Genomic DNA, 23667 nt, shown 5'->3' with positions numbered 1-23667 from the left:
TTAATCATCCGTATTTTCACTCCGCAGGCATGGATAAGATCATCCGTGTTCCTTCATTCTCCTCACTTTCGACGCTTAACCCGTACTGTTCTCCGAATACCATTTGGATTCTCCGGTGGACGTTCATCAGCCCGATCCCACCTCGATGATAGAGAGAGTCACCTTCTGTATCCGCCAGCTGGTTCAGGTTCAGCTTCTCGCGGAGTTTATCTAGCCGTTCCCGGGACATCCCTGCTCCGTTATCCTCTACGAGAACGAGAAACCGGTCCCTTTCTATTCTGGCGTCGATACGAATATAATGCCTGTCTTCAATCCCATCAGGAAACGCGTGCTGAAAAATATTTTCAATCAAAGGCTGAAGCGTCAGCCTGACCATCTTGGCCAGTAGCAGCGTCGGCGGAATCACAACATCAATTTCGAACTCCCTGCCGTTCCGGTGCTTGAGAATCGTCATGTAGCTTAGTACATGATTAAGCTCATTGGCAATCGTAATCTCCTCCAGATTGGTCTGGATGGAGTAACGAAGCATGAACGCCATGGCCTCCACTATTTCTGTAATTTCGTCCGAATCCTGAACAACGGCGTAGCATTTAATAGTTTCTAACGTGTTATACAGATAGTGCGGGTTAATCTGCAGCTGAAGTGCCTGAAATTCAGCCTGATGACGCTCCAGGGCCTCCTTCTGGGTTGTAAGCTCCGCTTCATATACCCGCTCGATCATTTCGGACAGCCGGGACACCATAAGATTGTAGCTATGCATCAACCCCCCCAGCTCATCCTGACGGCCATTCATCTCAAGCCTGCGCCAGTTGCCTTTTTCCGTCTGCCTCATGCCTTCCTTGAGAATAAGGATCGGCTTCGTGATGGATCGTCCGAACCAGGTGGCAAGCAACAAAGTACCGATAAGGGTGAGAACTCCTACAACCAGCGTGGTCGTACGAATGGTAGAGATGGGCTTGCGCAGCTCGCCAACCGGTATGGATACCACAAGCTGCCATTTGGAATAATCGGATTTTCTCGACACGAACAAATACTCTTTCCCGTCTACCTTTTCCACAACAGAGTCATTGGGGTGCTGAAATACATTTCGGATGTGACCGGCAGATAACCCTGGATGGTTCTCATTTCCTTCGGGCTGATATAGGAGTTTGCCGAATTCGTCCATGATAAAGAAGGACCCGCCTTGTCCCAAATCAAGAGGTTCCCATATACGGGCCAGGTCTTCTGCCTTGAATTCGATAGCCACTATGCCCTTGGGGTGATAGGACGAAACCCCTCTGATCCGGCGGACCATCGTTATAATGTTCTGATCCCCTTCATTCATCACATTCGTGTTGAGAATGGTGATGCGGCCGCTCTCCGGCGTATGCTTGCTTAAGAACCGGTAGCGTTCCAGCGGATTGAACTTCAGGCTATACGCCTGATAGGAGTTATCGTCGCTAATGGCCTTGCCGTGTTCACCAATAACGTACATCAGGTTAATTTGAGGATAAAGAATGAATAAAGATCGAAATAAATCCTTCTGTATATCATTTGTATATTGATAGTAAGAGTAGCTGTCCTCCGGGTCCATATCCAGGAATTGTTTGACCTGATTGTAGGACAGGATGGAATCGCTGGCCTTTTCATAATTTTGCAAATACAGGTCCGTTTGATAGGACGCGCTCCTGATCACTTGGGCAATGGACTTCTCCGAAGATTTATCAAGCTCAGCCGAAGCCTGAAAATAAGAGATAAATCCTACCATGGCCAAGGATAGAACAATGACGGTCAGAAATGAGGCAAACAGCTTGTTCGACAGGCTCTTTCTCATCAATCAATTCCCAGCCGGTTGCGATACTCGGACGGAGCCTGCCCCGTGAACTTCTTGAACGTCTTCGTAAAATGAGGGTGGTCTGCATACCCGACCTCATAGGAAATATCGGTTATCCGATAGCTTGCATCGGCAAGCAGCCTTTTGGCCTTCTCCATTCTGCGTTTAATGCGGTAGTGTACAAAGGTCTCTCCTGTCGAGTGCTTAAACAACTGGCTGAAGTAAGAGGCATTCAGACCGAGCACCTCCGCCACCTCCTCCAGCGATACTTCCTGGGCGAGATGTTTTTCTATGAAAGCTTTAGCTTCCTCTATCGGGTCCTTTGCCTTGCCCTTGCGCTTGATCCGAAGATCTTCCAGTATAGCTGCCGACGCTTCTGCGAAGCAGTGGAATAACTGATCTGGTCCGGATGCTGCAGACAAGTCCAGCACACTATTACGGGGTGTGACCGAATTGATATGGAGCCTCTTCACGAGCAAGGTGTAGCCCTCTTCCAGAAGTTCTTTTTGCTGGCTTCGGCTCATCTTCCGCTGGAGGAAGTCCGTTTCCCATTCCTTTAATACAAGGTGAAGCTTCTCTTTATCCAAGGTCCAGATGGCATCATCCATACGCACGACCCATTCATCAAGCTTGGCGACAGAGACAAAGCTCTCCAGCTTCACTCTATTCGCCTCTAACTTGGCGATCACATTTTGAAGGCTCCCTTTGCTTACGGGCTTCAGGAGATATTCTTTCACTCCATAAGACACGCATTGGCGGGCGTATTCAAAATCTCCATAGCCCGAGATGACAACGGTCTGAATATCCGTCTCCATCTCCGACAATCGCCGGCACAGCTCCAGTCCGTCTACCTTAGGCATACGGATATCTGTAAACAGAAAATCCGGCGCTTCCTCCATAATGAGCTGAATTGCCTCTTCTCCATTCTGGGCCAGCTTGATGTTATACGGATGCCCGCCGCATTGAGAGATCATGATAGAAAGTCCCTTTCGAATCATGGGCTCGTCGTCTACGATCAATACACATCTCATCCATGGATACCACCTTCCGATTCGTCTCGCTACATGCGTTTCCTATTCTATCATATTATAATAGATCAGGATTTCACGGAGCCGACCATCATTCCTTTAACGAAATGGCGTTGAAGAAACGGATAAATCATGATAATCGGAATAGTTGCGACAATAATAACGGCCATTTTGATACCCTCAGGCGATGTGTGTGCCAGAGAGCTATAGACCGAGGAAGCCGGATCAATGCTGATATCGTCCGTCTCGAAGAGCTTCTTCAGCATCACCTGCAGAGGCCATAAGGACGGCTTGTTGATGTAATACAGCGCGCTCATGTAAGTGTTCCAATGTCCGACGGCGTAGAAAATCCCCAATGAGGCCATGACCGGTTTGGACAGCGGCAGTACCATACTGACGATGATCCGCAGCTCGCCGCACCCGTCGATCCGGGAGGAGTCAATCAGTTCCTGCGGCAGCTGCATGAAGAAGCTTCTCATCACGAAGAAGTTAAATGCGCTGATGGCGCCGGGAATCATGAGTGCCCATAGGGAGTTCATAAGCCCCAAATTCTTGATCAGAATAAAGTTCGGAATTAGGGGGGCGCTGAATACCATGGTGAACAATACCATCATGACGATGTATTTTCGCCCTACGAATTCCGGACGCGACACCGGATAAGCGAGAGACGCTGTCGCAATCAGATTGATGGCGGTGCCCAGCACCGTAATATAGACGGAGACACCGAACGCCCGCCAAATGGAGTGATCGCTGAAGACGTACTGATAATTGATCGCCGTAAAATCTTTGGGCAGCAAGCCTACCCTGCCATTAATAATTGCTTCGGAGCTGCTGAAGGACTGGGCAATCACATTCAGAAACGGCAGAAACATAGCCAAAGCAAGGGCGGTCAGAAACAAAAGATTAAACACATTAAATAGATTCTGGCCGCGAGTGTAGCGTACTCTCATCATCCCTACCTCCATAAAGAGCGATTAATACAGCGATTCACCGGTTGTTTTCTTGCTCAAAATGTTGCCGATGAGCACCAGAATGAGTCCCACTACCGACTTGAATAGCCCCACTGCTGTTGTATAGCTGTATTGCTGAGACAGCAGCCCCGCCTTATAGATATAAGTGTCCAGAATCTCCCCGTTCCCGGTATTAAGCGCGTTCAGGAATACCCAGACCCGCTCGAAGCCAAGATCAAGAAATCTCCCGATATGGAGAAGGAACAAAATCATAATTGTCGGTATAAGAGACGGGAGTGTAATCGCCATGGTTTGTTTCCAGCGCCCGGCTCCGTCTACTTCTGCAGCCTCATACAGATCCGGGTTGATTCCTGCTAATGCGGCCAGGTAAATGATCGTACCGTACCCGGAATCCCGCCAAATGCCGGAACTGATCAGAATCGTGCGAATGTATGAATTTTCACCAAGAAAATAAATCGGTTCAAACCCGAAAGCCTGTAAAACCTGGTTCACGATCCCTGTTCCCGGGGAGAGAATGCCCAAAGCGATTCCGCTGACAATTACCCAGGACAGAAAATGGGGCATATAAACCACTGTTTGCAAAAAGCGTTTGTAAAACACAAGACGGATTTCATTCAGCAGGAGCGCAAGCAATATCGGAGCAGGGAAGGCGAATAGAAGATCATACAAGCCCAGCAGAATCGTATTGCTTAAGATCCGTCCGAAATCCTGGTATTGAAACATGGTTCTAAAGTGCTCAAGCCCCACCCACTCACTGCCTGTGAAGCCTTTAAAAATGTTGTAGTTCTGAAACGCAATAACTGAACCGGCTAACGGCACATACTTGAAAATGATAAAGTACAAAATCCCGGGAATTGCGATCACGTACAGCGCTCTGAATTTCCACATGTTTAAGAGCAGGGACTTTTTCGTATCGGCCTTGTAGTTAATAAGGTCTACCCCAGTTAACTTAGCCTTCATGACCGTTTCCTCCAGGTCCTGTTTTCAACAGGTTTGCCGGAGCATTCTCATCTAGGGGAATTTCCTCAAATTCGACGGTTATGAACCGCTCCTCCCGTTCAATAATCCGGGATAGCTCCCGCGTGAATACAGTGACTATCTCCTCCTTCTGCTCACGCGTTCGGCCTTCGTACATTCTGATCTCAATATGTGGCATCGTCTTACCTCCATTTCCTCGAATAGTGATTGAATCTATCCTTATTCTACCTACAATAAAGCGCTTGCAATATGGGGTTTCTGTGAGTGTACTTGTGTTTTCTTTAGGGGTTAGCTTCGTTTTTGGAAGGCCAGCCTTCTACCACCACATGTTCGCTTTTGAAATAATTGAGACTTACGCTGTCAACGAAATTTCCCTGCAGGGTGATCCCGGTTCCAGCAAGAAGCCGTATGCCGTTCGTATTGCCGGTCAGCAAATTCCCGATCAATTGAACGTTCTGCGGGTCACCTTCCCCGATATTATTTGCTTTGCTGTCGCCGGGATCATGCTCAAGCGAGACAGCCCAATAATTAGGCGCGGTATTATTGCGAATGACATTCTCCTTGATGATCGTGCCCGGACCGTTCAGTACCCGAATGCCCTTGGCGTCCTCTATGTGGGCTGTGTTTTCAACCAGATTACGTTCGATGACTGTATCCGGGGTACCCATCGTTACATTGATTCCTTCTCTTGTATTGCGAATCGTATTGTCATGGATATAGTTGCGTGGTCCTGTCTTACTGTGGTTGCTGGGTGCTGTTCCGCCGGTGTTTCCCAGTCCGATCGCAGCGCCGTAAGGAATATCGCTAATCACATTGCCGTATATCTCGTTCAAATATTCGAGTTCCCCATGCAGATCGATGGCATCCAGCTTTGTATTCGTAAACTGATTGTTTCGCAGGACATTGTTATGTGCAACAAATTGGATCAGCGCACCATGCCGCAAATAAGGCCCTTCGAAACGAGAATCCTCGACTACGTTCCAAAGCGTGTCATTATCGTATCCGTTACGATCCTGTTTGGCCATGCCCTGAATCGACACGCCGTAGCCGGCACCACCCGGACCTACATCCGTCGCATTGCGGAACGTACTGCGGCGTACAACAATATCACGGCTGTTGTCGATACGCACGCCCATACGCGAGTATTTCTCAACAGTAATCCCGTCAACCGTGATGTTGTAGGACGGAAGCTCACCAAAATTCGCAATGGTGATCATACTGTCGGGACCGCCGGCGTCCGGATTGTTCACTTTATGATCTGCTGTGTAGTTACCCTTCCAGGTAGAGGTTAAGGTGAGATTAGATATGGACAGATCGTGCTGACCGGATACCTTCATTAGCGCACTGTTTTTCACCTTGTTGAGTGCCGTTTTGAGAATGGTTGCGGATTGATTTTCACCGCGAAGATTCACACCAGACTTTAGCTTCAAATTGACAAGGGTATCTAGTGTCGAGTTCAAATTATAAACCCCGGACGGCAAATAGACTTCGTCACCGGGCTGGGCACTGTTTATGGCAGCTTGAATGGCAAGACCGTCGTCTGTATCGTTATCAGCGGGATCGGCATGATAGTTCAGCACATTCAGGACACGGCCGGTTGTCACATGCGGGGAATGAACCGGATGTACCGTTCCGTCAGCTTCGGTTAATCCTGGAGCTGTGAACGGGACCGGTTCCCGGGGCGGACCCGGCGTGAAATTCGGGATACTGGCTACAGGTGTATCGCCATTCGCAAACGGCGCATAGACATCTACTTCCGATAAACTTGTAAACGCACTGCCATCGGAATTCCCAAGACCTACAATGCGTACAAATCTCGCTTCTGTGTCCGGGAGATCGAATGCCTGCATCTCTGTAGTCATGAACCGGCTGGCGCCGGACCATGCCGGAGTCCATACCGCACCGTCACTTGAAGTTTCGATATTCAATTGGCTCGTGCGCGTATCTCCTTTATAAACGGCAATACCTAAATAGCCGATCGGCTTACATTCGCCTAAATCGTATTCGATCCAAGGACCGTTACCGGCTGCGGACCAACGGGTAAACAAGTTATTATCAATAGTATTCGTTGCGATATTGCCATCGCTGTCACTGGCTGTTACGTTTACCGTCGCGTAAGGAAGGATGGGTTCTGCCAGCGTTGACCGGATGAAAGAAATGTTACCGGTGCAACTTCTAAGGTTGCCGGCGGGTTTACTGCTGTCGATGACCGCGTCGTCGCTCGGCGTCAGACTAGTGAGGTCCCGGTAGAGAACCTCACCCGGAGGTGTTGTTGTGGTACGGTTCTTCACATATTGATTCAAAAAGGCCCACGCCTCAGCGCTTGCCTGTTCAGCCGCCTCGCCGGTGAAGCCGTGTCCTTGTTTTGGCACGATTTTGACATCGACCACTTTTACGCCTGCATCCTTCAATTGATTGGAGAACGTAACGCTGTCCGTGTATGGGATCGTCGCATCGGCATCACCATGGCGGATGAAAAAAGGCGGATCGTCCGGTGAGGCATAAGTGCCAGGCATGGCCAGCCGAGCTTGGTCCGGCACAGAGAAGGCGTTATTTCCGCCTAAAAGCGCTTTCACGGATTTGTAGCTATTGGCGAAGTTTGTGGTGAAATCTGCTGGTCCGTACATATCGACAACGGCTTGGACTTGATCGGAATATTGCTGCCAACCGCCATTCCCGCTCAAATCCGGAACGTTGACGACATGTCCTGTATCCAGTGTGATCGTCTCACCTGAAGTGATCTGCGCTGTTGTACCGAGCAGCGAAGCAAGATGACCGCCTGAGGACGTACCCCATACACCGATTCGGCTAGGGTCCAGATGATATTCTGCTGCATGTGCGCGCAAATAACGAATTGCCAGCTTCACGTCCTGAATTTGCGCCGGAAACGGCGCTTCCGGGGTTAACCGGTAATCCAGTGAAACTCCGATGTATCCCCGCTTGGTCACATAGCTGCAGATACTGGCAAGGGCTTGCTTCCGGTCTCCGTGGTTCCAGCCTCCCCCATGGATGTATACCATCACCGGCATCGGTGCGTGAGGCGTGGTCTTCGGTACGGCTATCGAAGTATAAATCGGACGTGTTCCAGCATTTCCAATCAGCACATCTTCATACAGCTCAACGCCTTCCGGAACCGGAACCGGCTGAGGCTCAGCCGATGAAGAGATCGGCACCAGTGTCTCTGCATGTACCTGAGTAAGCGCTTGCAATTCAAGGGGTGGACATAACAATATCAAGGACAACAATACTCTTGTGCTGAATCGAAATACTTTCCTGCGCAGTCCGTTTCTCAAATGAATTCCTCCCTGACAAGGTATAGATATTATCAATGCTTATTGTTGCCGGGACAAAATGACACCGTCGTTGTTGTTAAAACGTTCAGTTGCTTCCTTGACGACATCACTCCCCCCTTTTTGCAGCCATTCCTCCACCACCTTCGGATAATCGGAAATTGGCTCCTTGCCGTATACCATATTGATCACATGCGTCAATATGACGGGCGGCAGTTTATCTCCCCCTGGAGTAATATCCGGGTTTTTCTGGTAGCCTTGCACCTGGGGTTCGAATTGAATCCCGTCACGCCCCTCACTCGCAAGTACCGTATCGTAGAGCTTCATCAAGTCTTTTCCTTCAGGGGTGAGGCTGAGCGCGCCTTTATTGTAGGTTGTATCTTGTACGAACCACAGCAGGATTTGACGGAACGTTTCCTCGTCGACCTCATCGGCGGTTTTCGGTCTTTTGTAGTTAATATTGCCGTTCTCTACCGTATAATTTTCCCCTTCAATCCCGAAGGTAAAGAACTTTTCCGCTTCGTCACTGACCATCCAGTTGAAAAACTTGACGATTCCGGCAGGGTCCTTCGCATTCTTGTTGATTAAATAGGCTCGCGGCACCGTACCGACAAGGCGAAGTCCACCCTTCCCATCCGGCCCTGTCGGGGAGGCGATCAGTTTCATTTTCGCGGTAGGTATCTGTTCCTTTAGCTGCTGGTCCCATTGGATCAAAAGATTGGCATTCATGTTCCAGATGCCCGCTTTGCCTGAGAGAATATCGTTCTTGAATTTCGTGGGATTAATCGTGACAAATTCCTTGTTGATCAGTCCTTCGTCGAACATTGTCTTATACGTTTGAATCGTCTTTTGCATATTCTCGATATTCATAAATTTCGGTACGATTTGATCCCCTTGTTTCATAAAGAAATTGCCAAAGGTATCGTAAGACCCGAAGAACATATCCGAATATACAAAGTCCTCCCGGCCCATATATGGATTCTCCACACCCAGCTTCTTAAAGGCACGCATGACGTTCAGGAAGTCGTCCACTGTTTTCGGCTCTGGCAGCCCCGTTTTTTCCAGAAGATCCTCACGAATCCAAGTCGCCCGGCGTGATGGATTGGACAGCCATTCGGGAATCGCGTAGATGTTGCCTTTCGCATCGGTCTCCTTTTCCCAAGCGTCCTTAGGAACTTTCTTGAGCAGATCTTGCCCATACTTCTCAAGCAGTTCATTAAGGGGCATGAATACTCCGGCCTCCACGGAACCGGCCAACTGGGGATTCGTCAGCCCGGAGCTTGCTTGAACGACATCCGGAATGTCGTTGATCGCGAACATTTGGATCATTTGCGAGTCAAAATTTTTCTGCTGCATCAAACGGATGTTAAGATCTGTATGGGTAAGCTCCTCCAGCTTTTTAACCCATTTGTCATCATTGATATTGGGGTGATTGTCTGCATACGAAATGTTTCCGCTGCGGAACGATATGGAGAATGCAGTGTTCTTTCCCGGATTCTCCCCTGCTTGTTCCTCTTCTCCCTTATTTGAAGTGGAACATCCGTTCATAGAGGCGGCTAATAATGAAACTCCCGCTATGGTAAGCATCCAACGCTTCATGTTCATCAACTCCCTGTTACAAAATTTTGGTCAGCGGCACTAGAATGACTAGATGTCCGGAGCGGCTCAATCACCGGCTGCAGCAGCTTTGCTAATTGCTCGCTCATCAGCGTGTGTCCGTAATCCGAAGGATGAATCAGATCGGACGTGAGCGATGTAAGATCGCACATAATCGCTGCGCCATCCAGCAGATGCAGCTGCGGATGTTTACTGCTTTCAAAGCAATGAAGCAGCGCTTTGTTAAAAATCCCCTCTTGGACATGAAGAAGATGACTTGTATCAAGAAAATAAGTTGCTCGATTCGGGTAAATCGTAGTGACAAAAACAGGTTTGGCGGGATGGCGTTCGATAACCCGGTCCAGCATGTAAGACACCCTGCGCTTAAATTCCCCGGGAGACACCACTGCGCGCATATTGACCCCAAGCTCCAGAAACAGGAAATCCCAATCCTCGCGTTCCGCCAGATGATCGGCAACAACGTTCTCGCAGTAACAGGATCCGCTGAGTGCAAGGTTAAGCACATCCACGCCGAGTCTGCGCGCCGTCTGCTGCAAGTATCCATTGAAATGATGCGTGGATCCTGCGCTCTGACTGATGGAAGATCCGTATGCCAGCATTGTAAGCTTCGGTACCTCATCTGGAGTTGGCACGCGCACTTCGCAGCCAAATGCATCCACATCGTAGAAGACAGCCCCGAAGCGGTCAAAATGCAAACGCCACACGTTAGAGGAAAATCCAGACTGATTCAGCCGCCCGCTCGGCACCTCCGCGAAACGTTCCGGCTGCTCCAAATGCAGGGTGGTTACCGCACCGGCTTGCAGTAAATGCTGGGAATGAAAAAAATCCCCTCTGCATACCACGACGCGTCCATTGCTATCATTCGAGCCGATGGTCACTCTGACATGCTTGGATTCGGTGACAAACCGCAATTCACAGCCGTTCGATTGTATGGCCTTGGTCCGTCCTTTCTCTGACAAACCGGTACGCACTTGCTGCGGAAAACGCTGCAGGTGCAATCCGGATTGATAGGGTTTATGTACCAGCTCCGAAACATTGTGAAAATAAACGCCGTCCTTCTCCATCGTTGCAGCTACACCACCTTAATGATTACGAGTCAGCGTTAACTCATAACTGACTTCTAATGAATCATATAATAACAATGTAAGCGCAGTCAATATGTATTTATGTTTTATATGAGTCTTTTATGAGTTAGTAATTGTTGATGAACAAATCATTCAACAAAGCAAAAAGCACAGGTTCAGAACTGAACCTGTGCCGTAATTTTCAAATCACAATGCACTACTCAAGAGAGCGGAGTCTCCTGATCCATCGTGTTCAATGTTTCCTCTAACCTGCCGCATAACTCATCGTTATTCAGCAAGCCAGAAACAAACATCATGATATCGCGCTGAATGTCTTTTAACTGGCGGTTGCTTAAGCCCAGCTCCGTGACCAGACGATAGGTGGGAAAGATCTCGCGGTATAACTGAAAGCGGGCCGGACGATAACCGGCTTCCTCCCCTTCCCATTCCATCGCCAAACGGCTGGCTGCAATATTCAGCGTCTTGCGCCGAAGGAGCAGTTGCGCCTCATGCGAGGTGAGAAAATCGACGAGAAGCATGGCAGCATCCTTATTCTGCGATTTACTGTTAACCGCCAGACCGTTTATGATCAGCAGCGTATTGGCATTTTGCAGCCTGGGCAGCGGGGCAATATCGAATGCCAGATCGGAATGACGCAATTGATTCAAGAAGTAATAAGTCGTCATAATCATGGATACTTTGCCTTGCAAGAATAACGCTTCCGCATCCGCGTCGCTCTCGGACAGTACGGCTGGAAATACATCCTTCATGCCGATCAGCTTTCGAATGGTACCTAAACTGTCGATTAGCTTTGAGCCACTGAGCCGGAATTTGCCTTCGCCGTCCTGTTCTGCCTCAAACGTCGTGCCGCTCTGCAGCAGGAACAACGGCCACCGGTTGCGGGAAGGCAAGTAAAAATAAAATCCGTACCAATTCTGACCCTCAGCTACCTTCCGGCCGTAAGCGAACAAATCATCCCAGGTCCAGCTGCTGTCAGGTGGTGATACGCCGGCTTCCTTAAAATGGTGTTTATTATAACAAAGCACGACCGGAGAATAAATAAAGGGCCGAACGCGATTACGGTCACCATACCGGAACGGATCGGAAAGAAAACGGTAGGTGTCCGGCTGCTCCTCCAGCGGTTCCAGCAGCTCCGTACAGCCTTGCTCCACAAAATCCTGATAATTATTATTGTTCATCAGTACGACATCCATGATTTCCGATTGCAAATGTTCCTTTAGCGATGATGAGTAGTTTCCTGAAGACAACTCGAGCGGCTGAACTTCGATATGCGGATACCGCTTGCCGAACTCATTCAGAAGCTCTTGCATCTCTACGAGCTTTGGGATCGTGTTCACATATCCGAACTTGATCGCCGTTCTGCCCTCCGGCACCGGAGAGAGTACCCGATTGCCAACGCGAGGGATTTTCTCAATTAAACCTTCGTCCACCAGCACCTTAAGCCCGTTGCGCACGGAAGCGTTGCTAAGTCCGAAGCGCACCTCCAGGTCACTCTCCGAAGTGAGATAACTGCCGATTGCAATACTCCCGGAACGAATTTCATGCCGCAAGGTTTGAATCATTTCCTCTAACCGAATACGGAAAAATTTCCTGCTATTCCTTTTCTGCATTGGGGTTCCTCGCCATCTTCCGATTAATCGAGCCCATAGGGACAAGTTATACAGTATTCATCATACTGAAAACCTCCGGGAACGACAAGTATCGGAGCTTGCTCCATATCTTAATACCCCATATAACTCTCCAAACCTGCCGGATCTATAATAACCATCTGCTTGTTTCCAATCAGCTCAATAAGACCCGAATCTTCGAACCTTGAGAATTTTCTGCTAATCGTTTCGCGGGTGACCCCGACATAACTGGCCAGTTCTTCACGAGACAGCGGAAGGTCAATATGAATATGACCGCCGCGTTGCTTGCCATATTTGTCGCTGAGTTCCATGATCATGTAAGCAATCCGTATTTCCGGATCTTTGGTTGCCAGGCTTTGCGCCAGATTTTCTGTATGGGCTAGTCGTTTGGTAACACTCTTCAGCAGCCTAAGCGAAATATCCGGATTATCAGTCATTAACTGCTCCATATCGGATCGGGTCAGCATGCAAATATTGGTGTCTTTCAGCGCATAAGCACTGAAGTTGCTCAGCTCATCGCTGTTAAATATGCTCAGTTCCCCGAAAAAATCCCCGTTCGTCAGGATGTGCAGAATTTGTTCCTTGCCTTCAGGAGTTGTTTTGGATAATTTCACATGCCCCCGCTGAATGATGTACAGCGTATCCGACGGCGCCCCTTCCAGAATTAACGGTTGACCTTTAGTGAACTTACGGTGCTTGATCATGGCGCTGATCCGGGAGAGATCGTCATCGCTCAACGCAGCGAAAATAGGCACCTTGCGGGTACAAGGTTCTGCAGCGTGTTGGCAAGAATGCTCATTCATAACTGTCCCCCCTTTTGTTCGTTTTTTGTACAACTCCTGCTTCTCTTTAGGAAGCAGAAGACTTTTTGTCCTCAACCGGCGCAAAGTGGCTTGTATCCTCACCACATACCGGACAAACCCAATCCTCAGGCAAGTCTTCAAACGCTGTGCCTGCAGCCACATCCTCATCAGGATCGCCTATTGCCGGATCATAGATATAACCGCAGGGTTGGCAGATGTATTTTTTCATCATTATCATCTCCTAAAAAGTTGGTAGTTTAGTTCAATCTGGTTTGTACTTCAGCCATAATTTCCACGATATTGCTACCGTTGAGATCAATTCCCGTAAGCGTGGTGCCTTGCTCGACAGCGGCTTTATATACCAGGGAAGCAGCTGCGCCTTGCCAGGATATCGCCCCGGTTATTGTGTTATCTTTCACATAGATGAGCGTATAAGCTCCATTGTCTTTTCCGCGCACCGCCATATCGCATTGCCGTTCATCAACGTTGCCTATTGAAAATAGTGAGAGGCCAAAGGCATTAAACAAGGTCACTGGAACAGCTCTACGATAAACAGTGAGATTAGCGGCCATATTATTGCCGGCAATCCGGCCCTGCTCGATCGCTCCGCCCCACAGTCCTTCCACATGCCCGTTAATTTCAGCAACATCTCCGGCTGCGTACACATGCGGATCACTTGTTTGCATTTGTTCATTTACGAGAATGCCCTGCCGGACTAGAATATTCGAGCCATTTACCAGCGCCGTATTCGGCACGATACCAATAGAGTAAACTACATGGTCACAGGAGAAGTGAGACTGATCGTCCAGCGTAATTCCGGTAACAAACTCTGTCCCTGTAATAGACGCCACCCCTGATTGCAGAATAACCTTAACACCTGATCGTTCGAGGGTGTCCTTAAGCAGCTGTGAGGATTTCTCATCAAGCTGTCTGCCCATCAGGCGGTGAAATGCTTCAATCACCGTTACCTGATAGCCTGCTTCATGCAGCGCCCAAGCGGTTTCGATTCCCTGTACTCCCCCGCCGATTACGGCTACACGGCTGCCATCCTGCAGGCTGTCTTTCAGCCGGTCCGCGTCATTCATATCACGGAGGGTATGAACGTTGTTCAGGCCTGCACCCTCAATCGGTAGCGCGCGGTTCCTTGCTCCCATACACAACAGGAGCTTATGATACGATACACTTTGCCCGTCTTCTGTCTCCACCAGCTGCCGGTCCGGGTGGACAGAACTGATTCGCGTAGAGGTCTTTACGGATATACGATTATCGCGATACCATTTTTCCTTCTTGATCAGCACCTTCTCACTGTGCAGGTCGGTAAACAGGCCTTTGGTCAGTTTAATCCGGTTGTAGGGCAGTTGGTCTTCCTCTCCGAGGATCGAGATTTCCGATTCTGCGTCTTGATCACGGATCGCTTTAGCGGCATGGACGGCGGCTACTCCGCCGCCGACAATAACGTAATGTTTTGTCATCCTATAATCCTCCTTCCTAAAATGAACTCAGCAGCAAATCCGATACAAATTCAGCCGCATTTTTAATTTTTTGTACTTTCTCAGGCTCTTTAGGGGAAAATCTGATTCTTAAAGGGAACTCCACATGTGTCATCCCTGTGGATTTAATCACATCAGAAGTACTTTGCACCGTCATGTTGGTTCCGTTCAGATAATCCTGAATGACTTCAATGGCTTCACCGCTCCAGCCGTATGAGCCAAAGGCTGCAGCAAGTTTGCCTTCCAGATTCATGTTTTGCATTTCTTTCAGAATGTTCTCCAGGTTTCCGATCATGTCCGCATATTTAGTGGAGCTGCCGATAAAGACTGCATCGGCTGACGCAATGCTGTTCAGAATATCGGCAGCGCTGCTTTTATCCGCATCCCAGACCTCTGTCGCAATATTATTTTCCTGCAAGCAGTCTTGTATAATTTTGGCCATCTTCTTGGTACTGTTTTTGATGGTGGTATACACAATGGCTGCCTTTTTTCCTTGAGTGGTTTCGCGGCTCAACGTGGCGTACATTTCGATATATTTACGGATGTCCTCCCGGATCACAAATCCGTGGGAAGGAGCGATCATCCGGATTTCAAGATCCTTGACAGCCTCCAGCAGTGTTCTTACATATCTTCTGTGAGGATGAATAATAGCGGCGTAATAACCCTGGAAATCTTCCGTGATATCAAATCCGGCTTCATCGCTGAACAGATTCTCCACCGCAACATGCGTACTGAAGATATCGCAAGGAAATAAGATTTGATCTTCGATACAATAGGTTATCATCGTTTCAGCAGTATGAAGGTACGGTGTTTCTTTAAACAGAAGTGTTTTTCCTCCGATATCCAGCTTATCTCCGTCTTTAACCACCAGGAAGTTCCGGCTATGAAGCTTGTACATTTCCTGCAATTCCGGTACGGCAATCTCAGTGCAAACAATTGTGGCATTTGCAGCCTTGCCAGCAAGCGCCGCCAGTCCACCGGAGTGATCAGGCTCTGTATGGTTAATCACGATGTAATGAATATCCAGAAGATCAATCATTTCACCCAGACACTCGGCATATTCACGTCCGAATTCCATATCTACAGTATCAATGACAGTCGGTTTTCCTGTTTTCAACAGGTATGAGTTATAGGTCGTTCCTTTTGATAGTACCAGACGGTGAAAGGGAACCTGACGGTTATCGATTTTGCCTATCCAGAAAGTATCCTCGGCGATTTTTTTGAACTGTGTACTCATTTCGTTAACCTCCAATGTTTGGTTGATAATGTTTATCAATAACCATATTCTATTATGGCCGCCAAACAAAAAAGAGGATTTGAATCAAATTATGAAAGTTTGAGAAAAAATTCGTATACCATAAATTTAGACGATACAAATGAAGTGATTATGCGTAGGGTCACATTTTATATAAAAAAGTATAAAAAAAGAAAAAATAAGCCTCATTCCGAGCTTTCGATGTCCCGAAACAGCCCTTGTTCTGCTGTGAATATTAATAACCCATATCCCCCTTCCGCCATATCCTAATCAAAACAATAAAAAGGTGGATAACGATGACGGAAATACAAATAAATGCTGTAGGAGACCTTATGGTCAAACGTCATATTATTTCAGATGCTAAACAAGCTGACGGTACCTATTCGTTCGGCCCCCTGTTCGCAAAAGTTGCTCCTTATCTGAAACAGGCTGATTTGACGATTGGCAATCTCGAAACCACCTTTGCCGGAAACGGGCGGAATAGCCGGAAAAGTCTGCGTTCAAGCGGTCCGATATTCAAGTGTCCAGACGAATTGGCCCCGGCCCTTAAGGAAGCCGGATTCGATGTATTAGTAACTGCGAACAATCACTGCATGGATTATGGTACCCAGGGTCTGATTCGCACGTTAAAGGTTCTGGACCATACTGGAATCGACCATACCGGAACGTCTAAGTCATTAGAAGAATCCAAGAAAACTCTTATCAAAAACGTAAAAGGGATTACGATCGGAATTCTCTCCTACACGGCAGGAACCAACAGGATTCCTGTACCGGCGAGTCAGCCATGGCTGGTCAATCGGATAGTAACCGGTAAAATCATCCGGCAAATTCGAAATTTAAAAAAGAAAGCTGACCTGGTCTTGCTTTATCTGCATTTCGGAAACGAATATAAGTACACTCCAAACAAGAGGCAAAAGCAGCTGGTCAACCTCTTCTTTAAAAATGGCGCGGACATCATCCTGGGTTCTCACCCGCATGTTCTTCAACCGTTAGCGGTTCGGGGAAAGAAACAATTTGTTATCTATTCACTGGGTAATTTTGTTTCGACTAAGCTAATGAATATTCCTTATACACAAAGCAGTATCATTCTAACTCTCAAAATCAAAAAGGATCAAAAAGGAAACACAAGTATCACTAACGTCGATTACATCCCGACCTGCGTAGTTCGTAAAGTGAAAAGCGGCAGAAAAATGACAGAGGTCATCCCCATCCGCGATGCGTTAAAGCGGAATGCCTCTGATTTAAACCCGGGGAAGCGAAATGCCTTGAATGGTATGTTGAAACATACAGAGACTATCTTAAAGCGGGGGTAGAGCCGTTTTATAATGAACAGTTTCGTCTGTAACATTCCAGATATGCTGATAGCCATCGTAATAATCTAAACAGCGGTAGTCCAGGACTGTATCTCTCGTCCAAGGTTACCGCTGTTTTAATTCGTTATATAACATTCTCCAGAATTAATAATTCCATAATGAATAAGGTCTACAAATTTATTTTCTTTATAGACATGCTGAAATAAAACACCTTCCTTCACCATGCCCGATTTCTGCATAACCCGTCCAGAGCCTGGATTTGAAGCAAAGTATCTCGCGTACACTTTATGGTAGTGCTTTTCTGTGAAGGCAAACTCAAGGATAGCTTTTGTTGCTTCTGTCGCATATCCTTTCCCCCAGTATTCCTCACCTATCCAATACCCTAGTTCGCCATTTTTGTGCGATTGGTTATTTGACAGTCCTATTGCTCCATAGAGCTCATATGTATTTTTATCAGTAATGGCGAACTCATAGGATTTATTACTGTTAAAATTAGCCTCTTGTGTTTGAATCCATGATAATGCACAATCATTGGAGTATGGATAAGGTAGAGTTAATGTACTTTTATAGATATTGTAATTATTGCAGAGCTCACTGACACGTTGTGCATCAGACTCTTTAAAGGGTCTTAAAATCAACCGTCCGGTAGTAAGCGTTCTTTCGGCTTGATTGTACATTGTTCTAATTCATCTCCTAGCTTGAAATTATATTACAGGTGTTTCTATTTTCTTCCTGTTTCAATAAAAAATCAATCGGGTAATTCAATTTCGGAGTTATATTCATTTCATTAGATTGGGGCCTTCCATATAGGAGGTCTATTTTTGACGCACACATTACCTTACCCTATGGAGGCCGCCATGCATCGCGTAAACCTGAACCAGGAACGATTCAACCAACAGGTATTTGATCACGCCTCCTTTGGCATCGCCCTTGTTGGGCCAGAAGGTGTGATTTTAACTGTTAACCCCGCCATTGAACAGATTTTTGGCTATTCCACTGCAGAATTTGACGGCATGAGGTTGGAAGACCTTTCCCATACCGATGATGATTTTAGAACTATACACCAACTCAAGACGCTCATGGGTGACCGAACCAACGTACAGCTCGAAAAGCGGTTTATTTCAAAAAATGGAGACGACTTGTGGGGGCTGCTATCTCTCAAGCTTTTCAGTGATGAGGCGGACCAGGCATTGTATTACATTTGCCAAATCATTGACATTACCAAGCAAAAGGAATCCGAGCAGCGCCTACAGGAGTCAGTTGAGCGGTATACATCACTCAAAAAATACAATCATGACACCGTGATTTCATTTGGGCTAGACGGCCGAATTATTAACGCCAACAGTATGGCGGAAAAGATCACAGGCTACTCCATAGAGGCCGATCTAATCGGGATGGAGCTTTCGAGTCTAATTGGCCACGAGAATGTCCAGAAGATTCTGAAAAAAGCGCTGTACGATGATTCGGTTGAACAGCACATTAATGCGCTTAGAACCAAAAGTGGCCAGATTGTTGAAGTGCTTACCAGTATTGCACCAATTTATGTGAGTAATCAAAATATCGGATTCTACCTCATCTGTAAGGACATCTCTGAACAGCGGCAATTGTTGCTTGCAAAGGAGGCTGCCGAGTCTACGAACAGAGCGAAAAGTGAGTTTCTTGCCATGATGAGCCACGAAATCCGCACCCCTATGAACGGGGTAGTCGGCATGACGGATATTCTGCTTGATACAACTGACCTTAATGAAGAGCAACGAGGCTATGTGGAGATCATCCGCAAAAGCGGGGATACCCTGCTCAATATCATCAATGATATTCTTGATCTTTCAAAAATCGAAGCAGGCCGAACTGAACTGCAAGAAGATACATTTGCTCTTCGCAAATGCATCAAGGACAGCTTCGCTGTTATTTCTATGAAGGCTGATCAAAAGCAAATCGAGCTCTCCAGTACGATAAATCACGATGTTCCGGACTACATTTACGGAGACTGCGACCGTTTGAAACAGGTTCTCCTGAACCTGCTCGGCAATGCCGTAAAGTTCACCTCCAAGGGCAATATATCGGTAAAAGTGAAGCTGCTAAAGGAAGATCCGACAAAGCTGGCCTTTACGGTAACAGATACGGGCATTGGGATTGATCCTATGCGGCTGAATGACATTTTTGAACCGTTTGCCCAAATTGACAGCTTTATGACGCGCAATCACGAAGGCACTGGTCTGGGCCTTGCTATCAGCCGCAGAATTATCGGTATGATGGGCGGCGAGATTTACGCGGAGAGTGACGGCAAGAGTGGCTCGTCTTTCACCTTCACCATCAAGCCCAAGAAAACAGCGGCAATTCCCGCTCAAGAATCTTCCTCGTACAAGCACCCTATTACACGAGAGATTAATATTTTGCTTGCTGAAGACAATTACATCAACCAACTGGTGTTAACCAAAACACTTGAAAAATTAGGTCATAGAATCACCCCTGTCTCAAACGGCTTAGACGCAGTTGAAGCAGCACACAAAGAGAAGTTTGATCTCATTTTAATGGATCTGCACATGCCGATTATGAACGGCTTCGATGCGGTGAAGTTGATAAGAGAAGAACACAAGGAGAACTGTCCCCCGATTATCGCAGTCACAGCCAATGCTTTGAAAGGTGATCGGGAAAAATGTCTCGCTGCCGGGATGGACGAGTATGTCAGCAAGCCTATTAAGCGGGAAGTCATCCTGAAGATTATTGACCAGCTTGTGAACAGATAGTAAAAGGTACTATTTTCGAGTGATAATTTTCCCTTTAGGAATACAGTAAAATGCTGGACATTACTGTTATACTTGGAGGGGATTTTTTCATATGACTGATTCAAATGGAAAAACAGAATCGATATAAACGACACAAAAAAGCGCGCGCAGCGTGATTCCATTAGTTTATCCTCTTACAAATTGACACAATATATATGTTCTCATTTTCTGAGAAATTGAAGAGTAAGCGCATTGACTTCCTCCGCATGCTCCATGGTCAGGGAATGGCTTGCTCCAGCTATCAAATAAGCTTCCATATGCGGGATCATAATTCGAGCGTTATCTAATGCCTTTTGAGCGGGATAAATCACTTCCTTGTCCCCGATGAGAAGTAATGTGGAGATATTAAAATTTTGGAATTCCGCTTTCTTAAATACTGAAGGCATCAGTTGCAAAAGTGGTTTTGCATTACAGTAACCTGCAATAATTTGAGCCCGGAATATAGGGTCCAACGGATCACCTGTTGCAGAGAACCATGAAAATGCATTATCGATCCACTTCTCTGTATGTAATAATAAAGCAGGATAGATCTTTGTGAAAAATTTAACACTTATCCTATGGAATGTGCCTGCTGGAGCATAAAGCATTAATTTAGATACTCGTTCCGGATGTGCTAGCGCAAAATTTAATGAAAGAAAACCACCCATCGAGTGACCGGCTAAGTCCACCTTGGTAAACATCAGTGAATCCAGAACCTCCAGAAGCCACTGCGTGGCAGCATTCCTGCTCTTTATGGGTAAGGTAGGCTTGCTTCTACCGAAGTCACCTATCACATCAACGGCGTAAATGCAGCGTTCTTTCGTCAGTTGTTTCACATTAGGGAACCACATAGTACTGCTCATGGTCATTCCATGCAGGAGTACAAGTGGTTGCTTGCTCGGATCACCGATACATATCACATACGTCATCCCATATGAAGTCGGAATATAGCGTGAGGACACTTCCATGTCAAAACGATCTATACTTCTCTGATATGTAAGCTCGTATTCTTTCTCAGCTGCTTCATTCTTAAAAATAGTTGCCATAAAACCACCGCCCTATTATTAATATTTCATAGGAAACCTTGGATAGTATGATCTGAGATTTTTATGTATTTTTTCACATTATTTTAGACTATACCACAAATTAACACACTGATTAAATCTATTTTTATCTCATCCTCAAGCACTTACATCTTCACCTCCTGAAACCGCTTGCTAGACTTCCTATGCCATAAGGAAATGCACATCAACCCCTTCGTATAAACTGAAGGGGTTGAGCATTTCACCTATTACGTACTCTATAAACTCAACCTCTGCTGGAGTAATACTGCCAGCTCCTCGGCTGTATCCCAAACCATCGGACGGATATCTTGGATTTGTACAAAAAGGTTATCGGCATCGCTCCCGTTTACGGTCCAGATCACTGGAATGTTTAAACCGAGCGCATATCCCGCTGCAAAATACACCTCGGGGGATTGACCGGATAAGTCCGCAATCATCAGCTTACTGTCCGCGATAAGCTCCAAGGAATACTGTTCACGGCTCTGCGTTTTTGTATGTGTAAGCAATCGCGGCAAATAACCGCACTGCTCGATTTTCGGCAACAGTATTTCCAGCCACTCCGTGCGCAAATCCCCCTCATCCGAAATGAGAACGACGCAAGGCTTTAATTTTTTCCCTCCGGCGTTCGCAGCGGCTTCGCTCCAGCCTTTGCCGGTAAGCTTAAAAGACATACCTTCCCTGATAAGCAGCTGCTCGTTGATCAGCTTATCAATGATATAAACCAGCTCTTGCAGATTGGGCGAATAGGTCAAATTATAGCTGCCGGAGAGTGGTTGAATGACAACAGGTTCCTCCGGCCCTTCGGAATGTCTGTATAAATATTGCAATAGACGGTTTCCTTTATCTTCAATGGTAACGGGTATTTTCGGAGAATTTGCAATCGACTCTAAGTCGTTGGCGGCTAGAGTGACCTTTTCATCACAATCGGTCAGCTCCCGGATATAAGCTGATATTAAATGAAGCATGTCGCGTTTCTTGGGGTGCGGCAACGAATTAATAGGTTCATAGCTGTCTCTCCGCAGGCTATAGAAACCGCCGGGTGAACAGGCACAGCCAATATATCTATCGTAATCGCCTTCCGGTTTAATGGGAACAATCTCATCGCAGAACAAACAGTGTTTCTTATTCATGACAACTTTTCACCTCTTATTGATTGCTAACCTCTACCTTACCAAGTTTTTTAAGGAAAGTAGACAAGCAGATATTTCCTTCACTGCTGAAAACGGACGTGATTTGATGAACTTATAGTTTATCCTCAATCGGCGATTATACAAAAAAGACAGCCGTCCGTCGGCTGCCTTTTCTTAGTTTATGGAATTAAAGTTTCTGAAACCCTCTCCCCGCTCTTATGCACTAGGAAGCCGCATAACATCAGGCTAATTGCCACATAGGCTGCGATCATGCCGATGATGCCGAACCAGCCAAAATGGCTGTACAGCAACCCGCCGCCTGTACCACTTACACTAGAGCCTACGTAGTAGAAAAAGAGATACAGTGCATTGGCCTGCGACTTATGATCATCAGCTACCAGGCCCACCCAGCTGCTGGCAATGGAATGGCCACCGAAGAAACCAAAGGCGAACAGCGCAAGGCCGATGATTTTGACCCATAAGAAGGGATGCATCGTGCAAAGTGCTCCCGTTAAAATGATGGCAAGGGTTAACCTAATGACACCGGTACGGCCATACCTGTCAGCCAGCCGCCCCATCCAGGTGGAACTGAAGGTTCCCATCAGATACACGACGAAAATGCTGCCGGCCAGTGACTGGCTAAGATTGTACGGTTCACCGGTCAACTCGAAGCCAATATAATTAAACAAGGAGACAAAGCTGCCCATTAGCAGGAAACCTAGCCCATATAGACAAAGGAGCCGCGGATTACGGCATTGCGACCAGAGCAGTGGAATCACCTGGCCCAGCTTGCCTGTCTTCTTCACGAAATGGCGCGAAGGCGGAATCACCCTCCAGAATATCAAAGCCGCAGCCAGACCCAACACGCCAATGACACCGACAGCTGCGCGCCAGTCAAACCAGTCGGTCAACAACCCGCTGATGATCCGGCCCCCCATTCCTCCAATGGAGTTGCCGCTAATGTAAAGACCCATTGCATAACCCAGACTGAGGGGTTCGATTTCTTCCACAAGATAAGTCATTGCTATAGCGGGCAATCCAGCAAGCGCAATGCCTTGTAATATACGCAACAGCAGCAATACGGGGAAAAACGGGCTAAAAGCGGAAATGATGGCGATCACGGAAGTTGCAACCAGAGAGGCCGTCATAATGGCTCTGCGGCCAACCGCATCGGATACGGAACCGATGAACAGCATGGTCAATGCCATGGATAGAGTGGTGACCGACAAGGTTAAACTGGATTCCGTCGGCGTGATTCCAAACGCTTCGGTAATTTCCGGCATCAAAGGCTGCAGGGTATAAAGAAGCGCAAATGTGACAAAACCTCCGGCAAACAGGGCAAGACTAATATTTCGGAACGATTTTGAACCCTGCTGAATTTTCATTGCTCCCTACTTTCTTTGCTGGAGAAACTCCGATTGTCGGAACAGGACAGGG

19 protein-coding genes are annotated in these 23667 nt (G+C 47.2%); 2 read left to right on the top strand and 17 right to left on the bottom strand.

What is annotated here, in order from left to right:
- Window positions 1–16 precede the first annotated feature (16 nt).
- The 13 genes from NST99_RS16790 to NST99_RS16730 form a co-directional block, all read right to left on the bottom strand.
- Window positions 17–1813 carry a cache domain-containing sensor histidine kinase gene (locus NST99_RS16790; RefSeq protein ID WP_341093203.1) on the bottom strand — a complete coding sequence of 599 codons (1797 nt, stop codon included), beginning with the start codon at window positions 1811–1813 and terminating at the stop codon, window positions 17–19.
- Window positions 1813–2844 (bottom strand): response regulator transcription factor, encoded by a 1032-nt coding sequence (locus tag NST99_RS16785; RefSeq protein WP_341093202.1) that lies wholly within the window; start codon window positions 2842–2844, stop codon window positions 1813–1815. The genes NST99_RS16790 and NST99_RS16785 overlap by 1 nt, the downstream gene beginning before the upstream one ends.
- Before the next feature lie 65 nt (window positions 2845–2909).
- Complete coding sequence (locus NST99_RS16780) at window positions 2910–3791, bottom strand: carbohydrate ABC transporter permease (RefSeq protein ID WP_445744969.1); 882 nt, start codon at window positions 3789–3791, stop codon at window positions 2910–2912.
- 24 nt (window positions 3792–3815) lie between these two features.
- Window positions 3816–4772 (bottom strand): ABC transporter permease, encoded by a 957-nt coding sequence (locus tag NST99_RS16775; RefSeq protein WP_341093200.1) that lies wholly within the window; start codon window positions 4770–4772, stop codon window positions 3816–3818.
- Window positions 4762–4968, bottom strand: a complete 207-nt coding sequence (locus NST99_RS16770; RefSeq protein ID WP_341093199.1) for a tautomerase family protein — start codon at window positions 4966–4968, stop codon at window positions 4762–4764. Before NST99_RS16770 ends, NST99_RS16775 begins: the two co-directional genes overlap by 11 nt.
- 103 nt (window positions 4969–5071) lie before the next feature.
- Window positions 5072–7999, bottom strand: coding sequence for an alpha/beta hydrolase fold domain-containing protein (locus NST99_RS16765; protein ID WP_341093198.1), 2928 nt, complete (start codon window positions 7997–7999; stop codon window positions 5072–5074).
- 123 nt (window positions 8000–8122) lie between these two features.
- Complete coding sequence (locus NST99_RS16760) at window positions 8123–9679, bottom strand: extracellular solute-binding protein (protein WP_341093196.1); 1557 nt, start codon at window positions 9677–9679, stop codon at window positions 8123–8125.
- A gap of 5 nt (window positions 9680–9684) precedes the next feature.
- Window positions 9685–10761 (bottom strand): SGNH/GDSL hydrolase family protein, encoded by a 1077-nt coding sequence (locus NST99_RS16755; RefSeq protein ID WP_341093194.1) that lies wholly within the window; start codon window positions 10759–10761, stop codon window positions 9685–9687.
- A gap of 221 nt (window positions 10762–10982) precedes the next feature.
- The gene (locus NST99_RS16750) at window positions 10983–12344 is read right to left on the bottom strand and encodes an extracellular solute-binding protein (RefSeq protein ID WP_341093193.1); all 1362 of its coding nucleotides are present in this window, start codon (window positions 12342–12344) and stop codon (window positions 10983–10985) included.
- Between the two features lie 158 nt (window positions 12345–12502).
- Window positions 12503–13213: a Crp/Fnr family transcriptional regulator gene (locus NST99_RS16745; RefSeq protein ID WP_341093192.1), complete on the bottom strand. Its 711-nt coding sequence runs from the start codon at window positions 13211–13213 to the stop codon at window positions 12503–12505.
- 46 nt (window positions 13214–13259) lie between these two features.
- Window positions 13260–13442 carry a rubredoxin gene (gene rd, locus NST99_RS16740; protein ID WP_038591984.1) on the bottom strand — a complete coding sequence of 61 codons (183 nt, stop codon included), beginning with the start codon at window positions 13440–13442 and terminating at the stop codon, window positions 13260–13262.
- Between the two features lie 28 nt (window positions 13443–13470).
- Window positions 13471–14685, bottom strand: coding sequence for an NAD(P)/FAD-dependent oxidoreductase (locus tag NST99_RS16735; protein WP_341093191.1), 1215 nt, complete (start codon window positions 14683–14685; stop codon window positions 13471–13473).
- A 16-nt stretch (window positions 14686–14701) separates the two neighbouring features.
- Window positions 14702–15940 carry an FprA family A-type flavoprotein gene (locus tag NST99_RS16730; protein WP_341093189.1) on the bottom strand — a complete coding sequence of 413 codons (1239 nt, stop codon included), beginning with the start codon at window positions 15938–15940 and terminating at the stop codon, window positions 14702–14704.
- A 314-nt stretch (window positions 15941–16254) separates the two neighbouring features.
- Here NST99_RS16730 and NST99_RS16725 point away from each other — a divergent pair, with 314 nt between their 5' ends.
- A complete protein-coding gene (locus NST99_RS16725) occupies window positions 16255–17271 on the top strand; it encodes a CapA family protein (protein WP_341093188.1) in 1017 nt (338 codons plus the stop codon).
- A 116-nt stretch (window positions 17272–17387) separates the two neighbouring features.
- Here the strand turns inward: NST99_RS16725 and NST99_RS16720 are convergent, their stop codons facing one another.
- On the bottom strand, window positions 17388–17948 hold the full coding sequence (locus tag NST99_RS16720) for a GNAT family N-acetyltransferase (RefSeq protein WP_341093186.1): 561 nt from the start codon (window positions 17946–17948) through the stop codon (window positions 17388–17390).
- A gap of 144 nt (window positions 17949–18092) precedes the next feature.
- Between NST99_RS16720 and NST99_RS16715 the strand changes: the two genes are divergently transcribed.
- The gene (locus NST99_RS16715; protein WP_341093184.1) at window positions 18093–20018 is read left to right on the top strand and encodes a PAS domain S-box protein; all 1926 of its coding nucleotides are present in this window, start codon (window positions 18093–18095) and stop codon (window positions 20016–20018) included.
- A gap of 200 nt (window positions 20019–20218) precedes the next feature.
- On the opposite strand, the gene NST99_RS16710 is transcribed toward NST99_RS16715, so the two are convergent.
- From NST99_RS16710 to NST99_RS16700, 3 genes are all read right to left on the bottom strand, one after another.
- Complete coding sequence (locus NST99_RS16710) at window positions 20219–21082, bottom strand: alpha/beta fold hydrolase (RefSeq protein ID WP_341093183.1); 864 nt, start codon at window positions 21080–21082, stop codon at window positions 20219–20221.
- Window positions 21083–21336: 254 nt separating this feature from the next.
- Entirely contained in the window at window positions 21337–22230 is an 894-nt protein-coding gene (locus NST99_RS16705) for a hypothetical protein (protein WP_341093181.1), read from the bottom strand.
- A gap of 179 nt (window positions 22231–22409) precedes the next feature.
- A complete protein-coding gene (locus NST99_RS16700) occupies window positions 22410–23615 on the bottom strand; it encodes an MFS transporter (protein WP_341093180.1) in 1206 nt (401 codons plus the stop codon).
- Between the last annotated feature and the right edge of the window lie 52 nt (window positions 23616–23667).

It is taken from the genome of Paenibacillus sp. FSL L8-0470, assembly GCF_038008625.1.
Taxonomy (GTDB): domain Bacteria; phylum Bacillota; class Bacilli; order Paenibacillales; family Paenibacillaceae; genus Paenibacillus_AQ.
This window is presented reverse-complemented; position numbering and strand designations above follow the sequence as displayed.

Bases quoted from the DNA above. Each gene is read 5' to 3' on its own strand.
- NST99_RS16705 (WP_341093181.1), bottom strand. From the start codon at position 22,230: ATGAATAAGAAACACTGTTTGTTCTGCGATGAGATTGTTCCCATTAAA.
- NST99_RS16750 (WP_341093193.1), bottom strand. From the start codon at position 12,344: ATGATTCAAACCTTGCGGCATGAAATTCGTTCCGGGAGTATTGCAATC.
- NST99_RS16785 (WP_341093202.1), bottom strand. From the start codon at position 2,844: ATGAGATGTGTATTGATCGTAGACGACGAGCCCATGATTCGAAAGGGA.
- NST99_RS16775 (WP_341093200.1), bottom strand. From the start codon at position 4,772: ATGAAGGCTAAGTTAACTGGGGTAGACCTTATTAACTACAAGGCCGAT.
- NST99_RS16755 (WP_341093194.1), bottom strand. From the start codon at position 10,761: ATGGAGAAGGACGGCGTTTATTTTCACAATGTTTCGGAGCTGGTACAT.
- NST99_RS16730 (WP_341093189.1), bottom strand. From the start codon at position 15,940: ATGAGTACACAGTTCAAAAAAATCGCCGAGGATACTTTCTGGATAGGC.
- NST99_RS16700 (WP_341093180.1), bottom strand. From the start codon at position 23,615: ATGAAAATTCAGCAGGGTTCAAAATCGTTCCGAAATATTAGTCTTGCC.
- NST99_RS16710 (WP_341093183.1), bottom strand. From the start codon at position 21,082: ATGGCAACTATTTTTAAGAATGAAGCAGCTGAGAAAGAATACGAGCTT.
- NST99_RS16760 (WP_341093196.1), bottom strand. From the start codon at position 9,679: ATGAAGCGTTGGATGCTTACCATAGCGGGAGTTTCATTATTAGCCGCC.
- NST99_RS16790 (WP_341093203.1), bottom strand. From the start codon at position 1,813: ATGAGAAAGAGCCTGTCGAACAAGCTGTTTGCCTCATTTCTGACCGTC.
- NST99_RS16735 (WP_341093191.1), bottom strand. From the start codon at position 14,685: ATGACAAAACATTACGTTATTGTCGGCGGCGGAGTAGCCGCCGTCCAT.
- NST99_RS16780 (WP_445744969.1), bottom strand. From the start codon at position 3,791: ATGAGAGTACGCTACACTCGCGGCCAGAATCTATTTAATGTGTTTAAT.
- NST99_RS16720 (WP_341093186.1), bottom strand. From the start codon at position 17,948: ATGTACAATCAAGCCGAAAGAACGCTTACTACCGGACGGTTGATTTTA.
- NST99_RS16725 (WP_341093188.1), top strand. From the start codon at position 16,255: ATGACGGAAATACAAATAAATGCTGTAGGAGACCTTATGGTCAAACGT.
- rd (WP_038591984.1), bottom strand. From the start codon at position 13,442: ATGAAAAAATACATCTGCCAACCCTGCGGTTATATCTATGATCCGGCA.
- NST99_RS16770 (WP_341093199.1), bottom strand. From the start codon at position 4,968: ATGCCACATATTGAGATCAGAATGTACGAAGGCCGAACGCGTGAGCAG.
- NST99_RS16745 (WP_341093192.1), bottom strand. From the start codon at position 13,213: ATGAATGAGCATTCTTGCCAACACGCTGCAGAACCTTGTACCCGCAAG.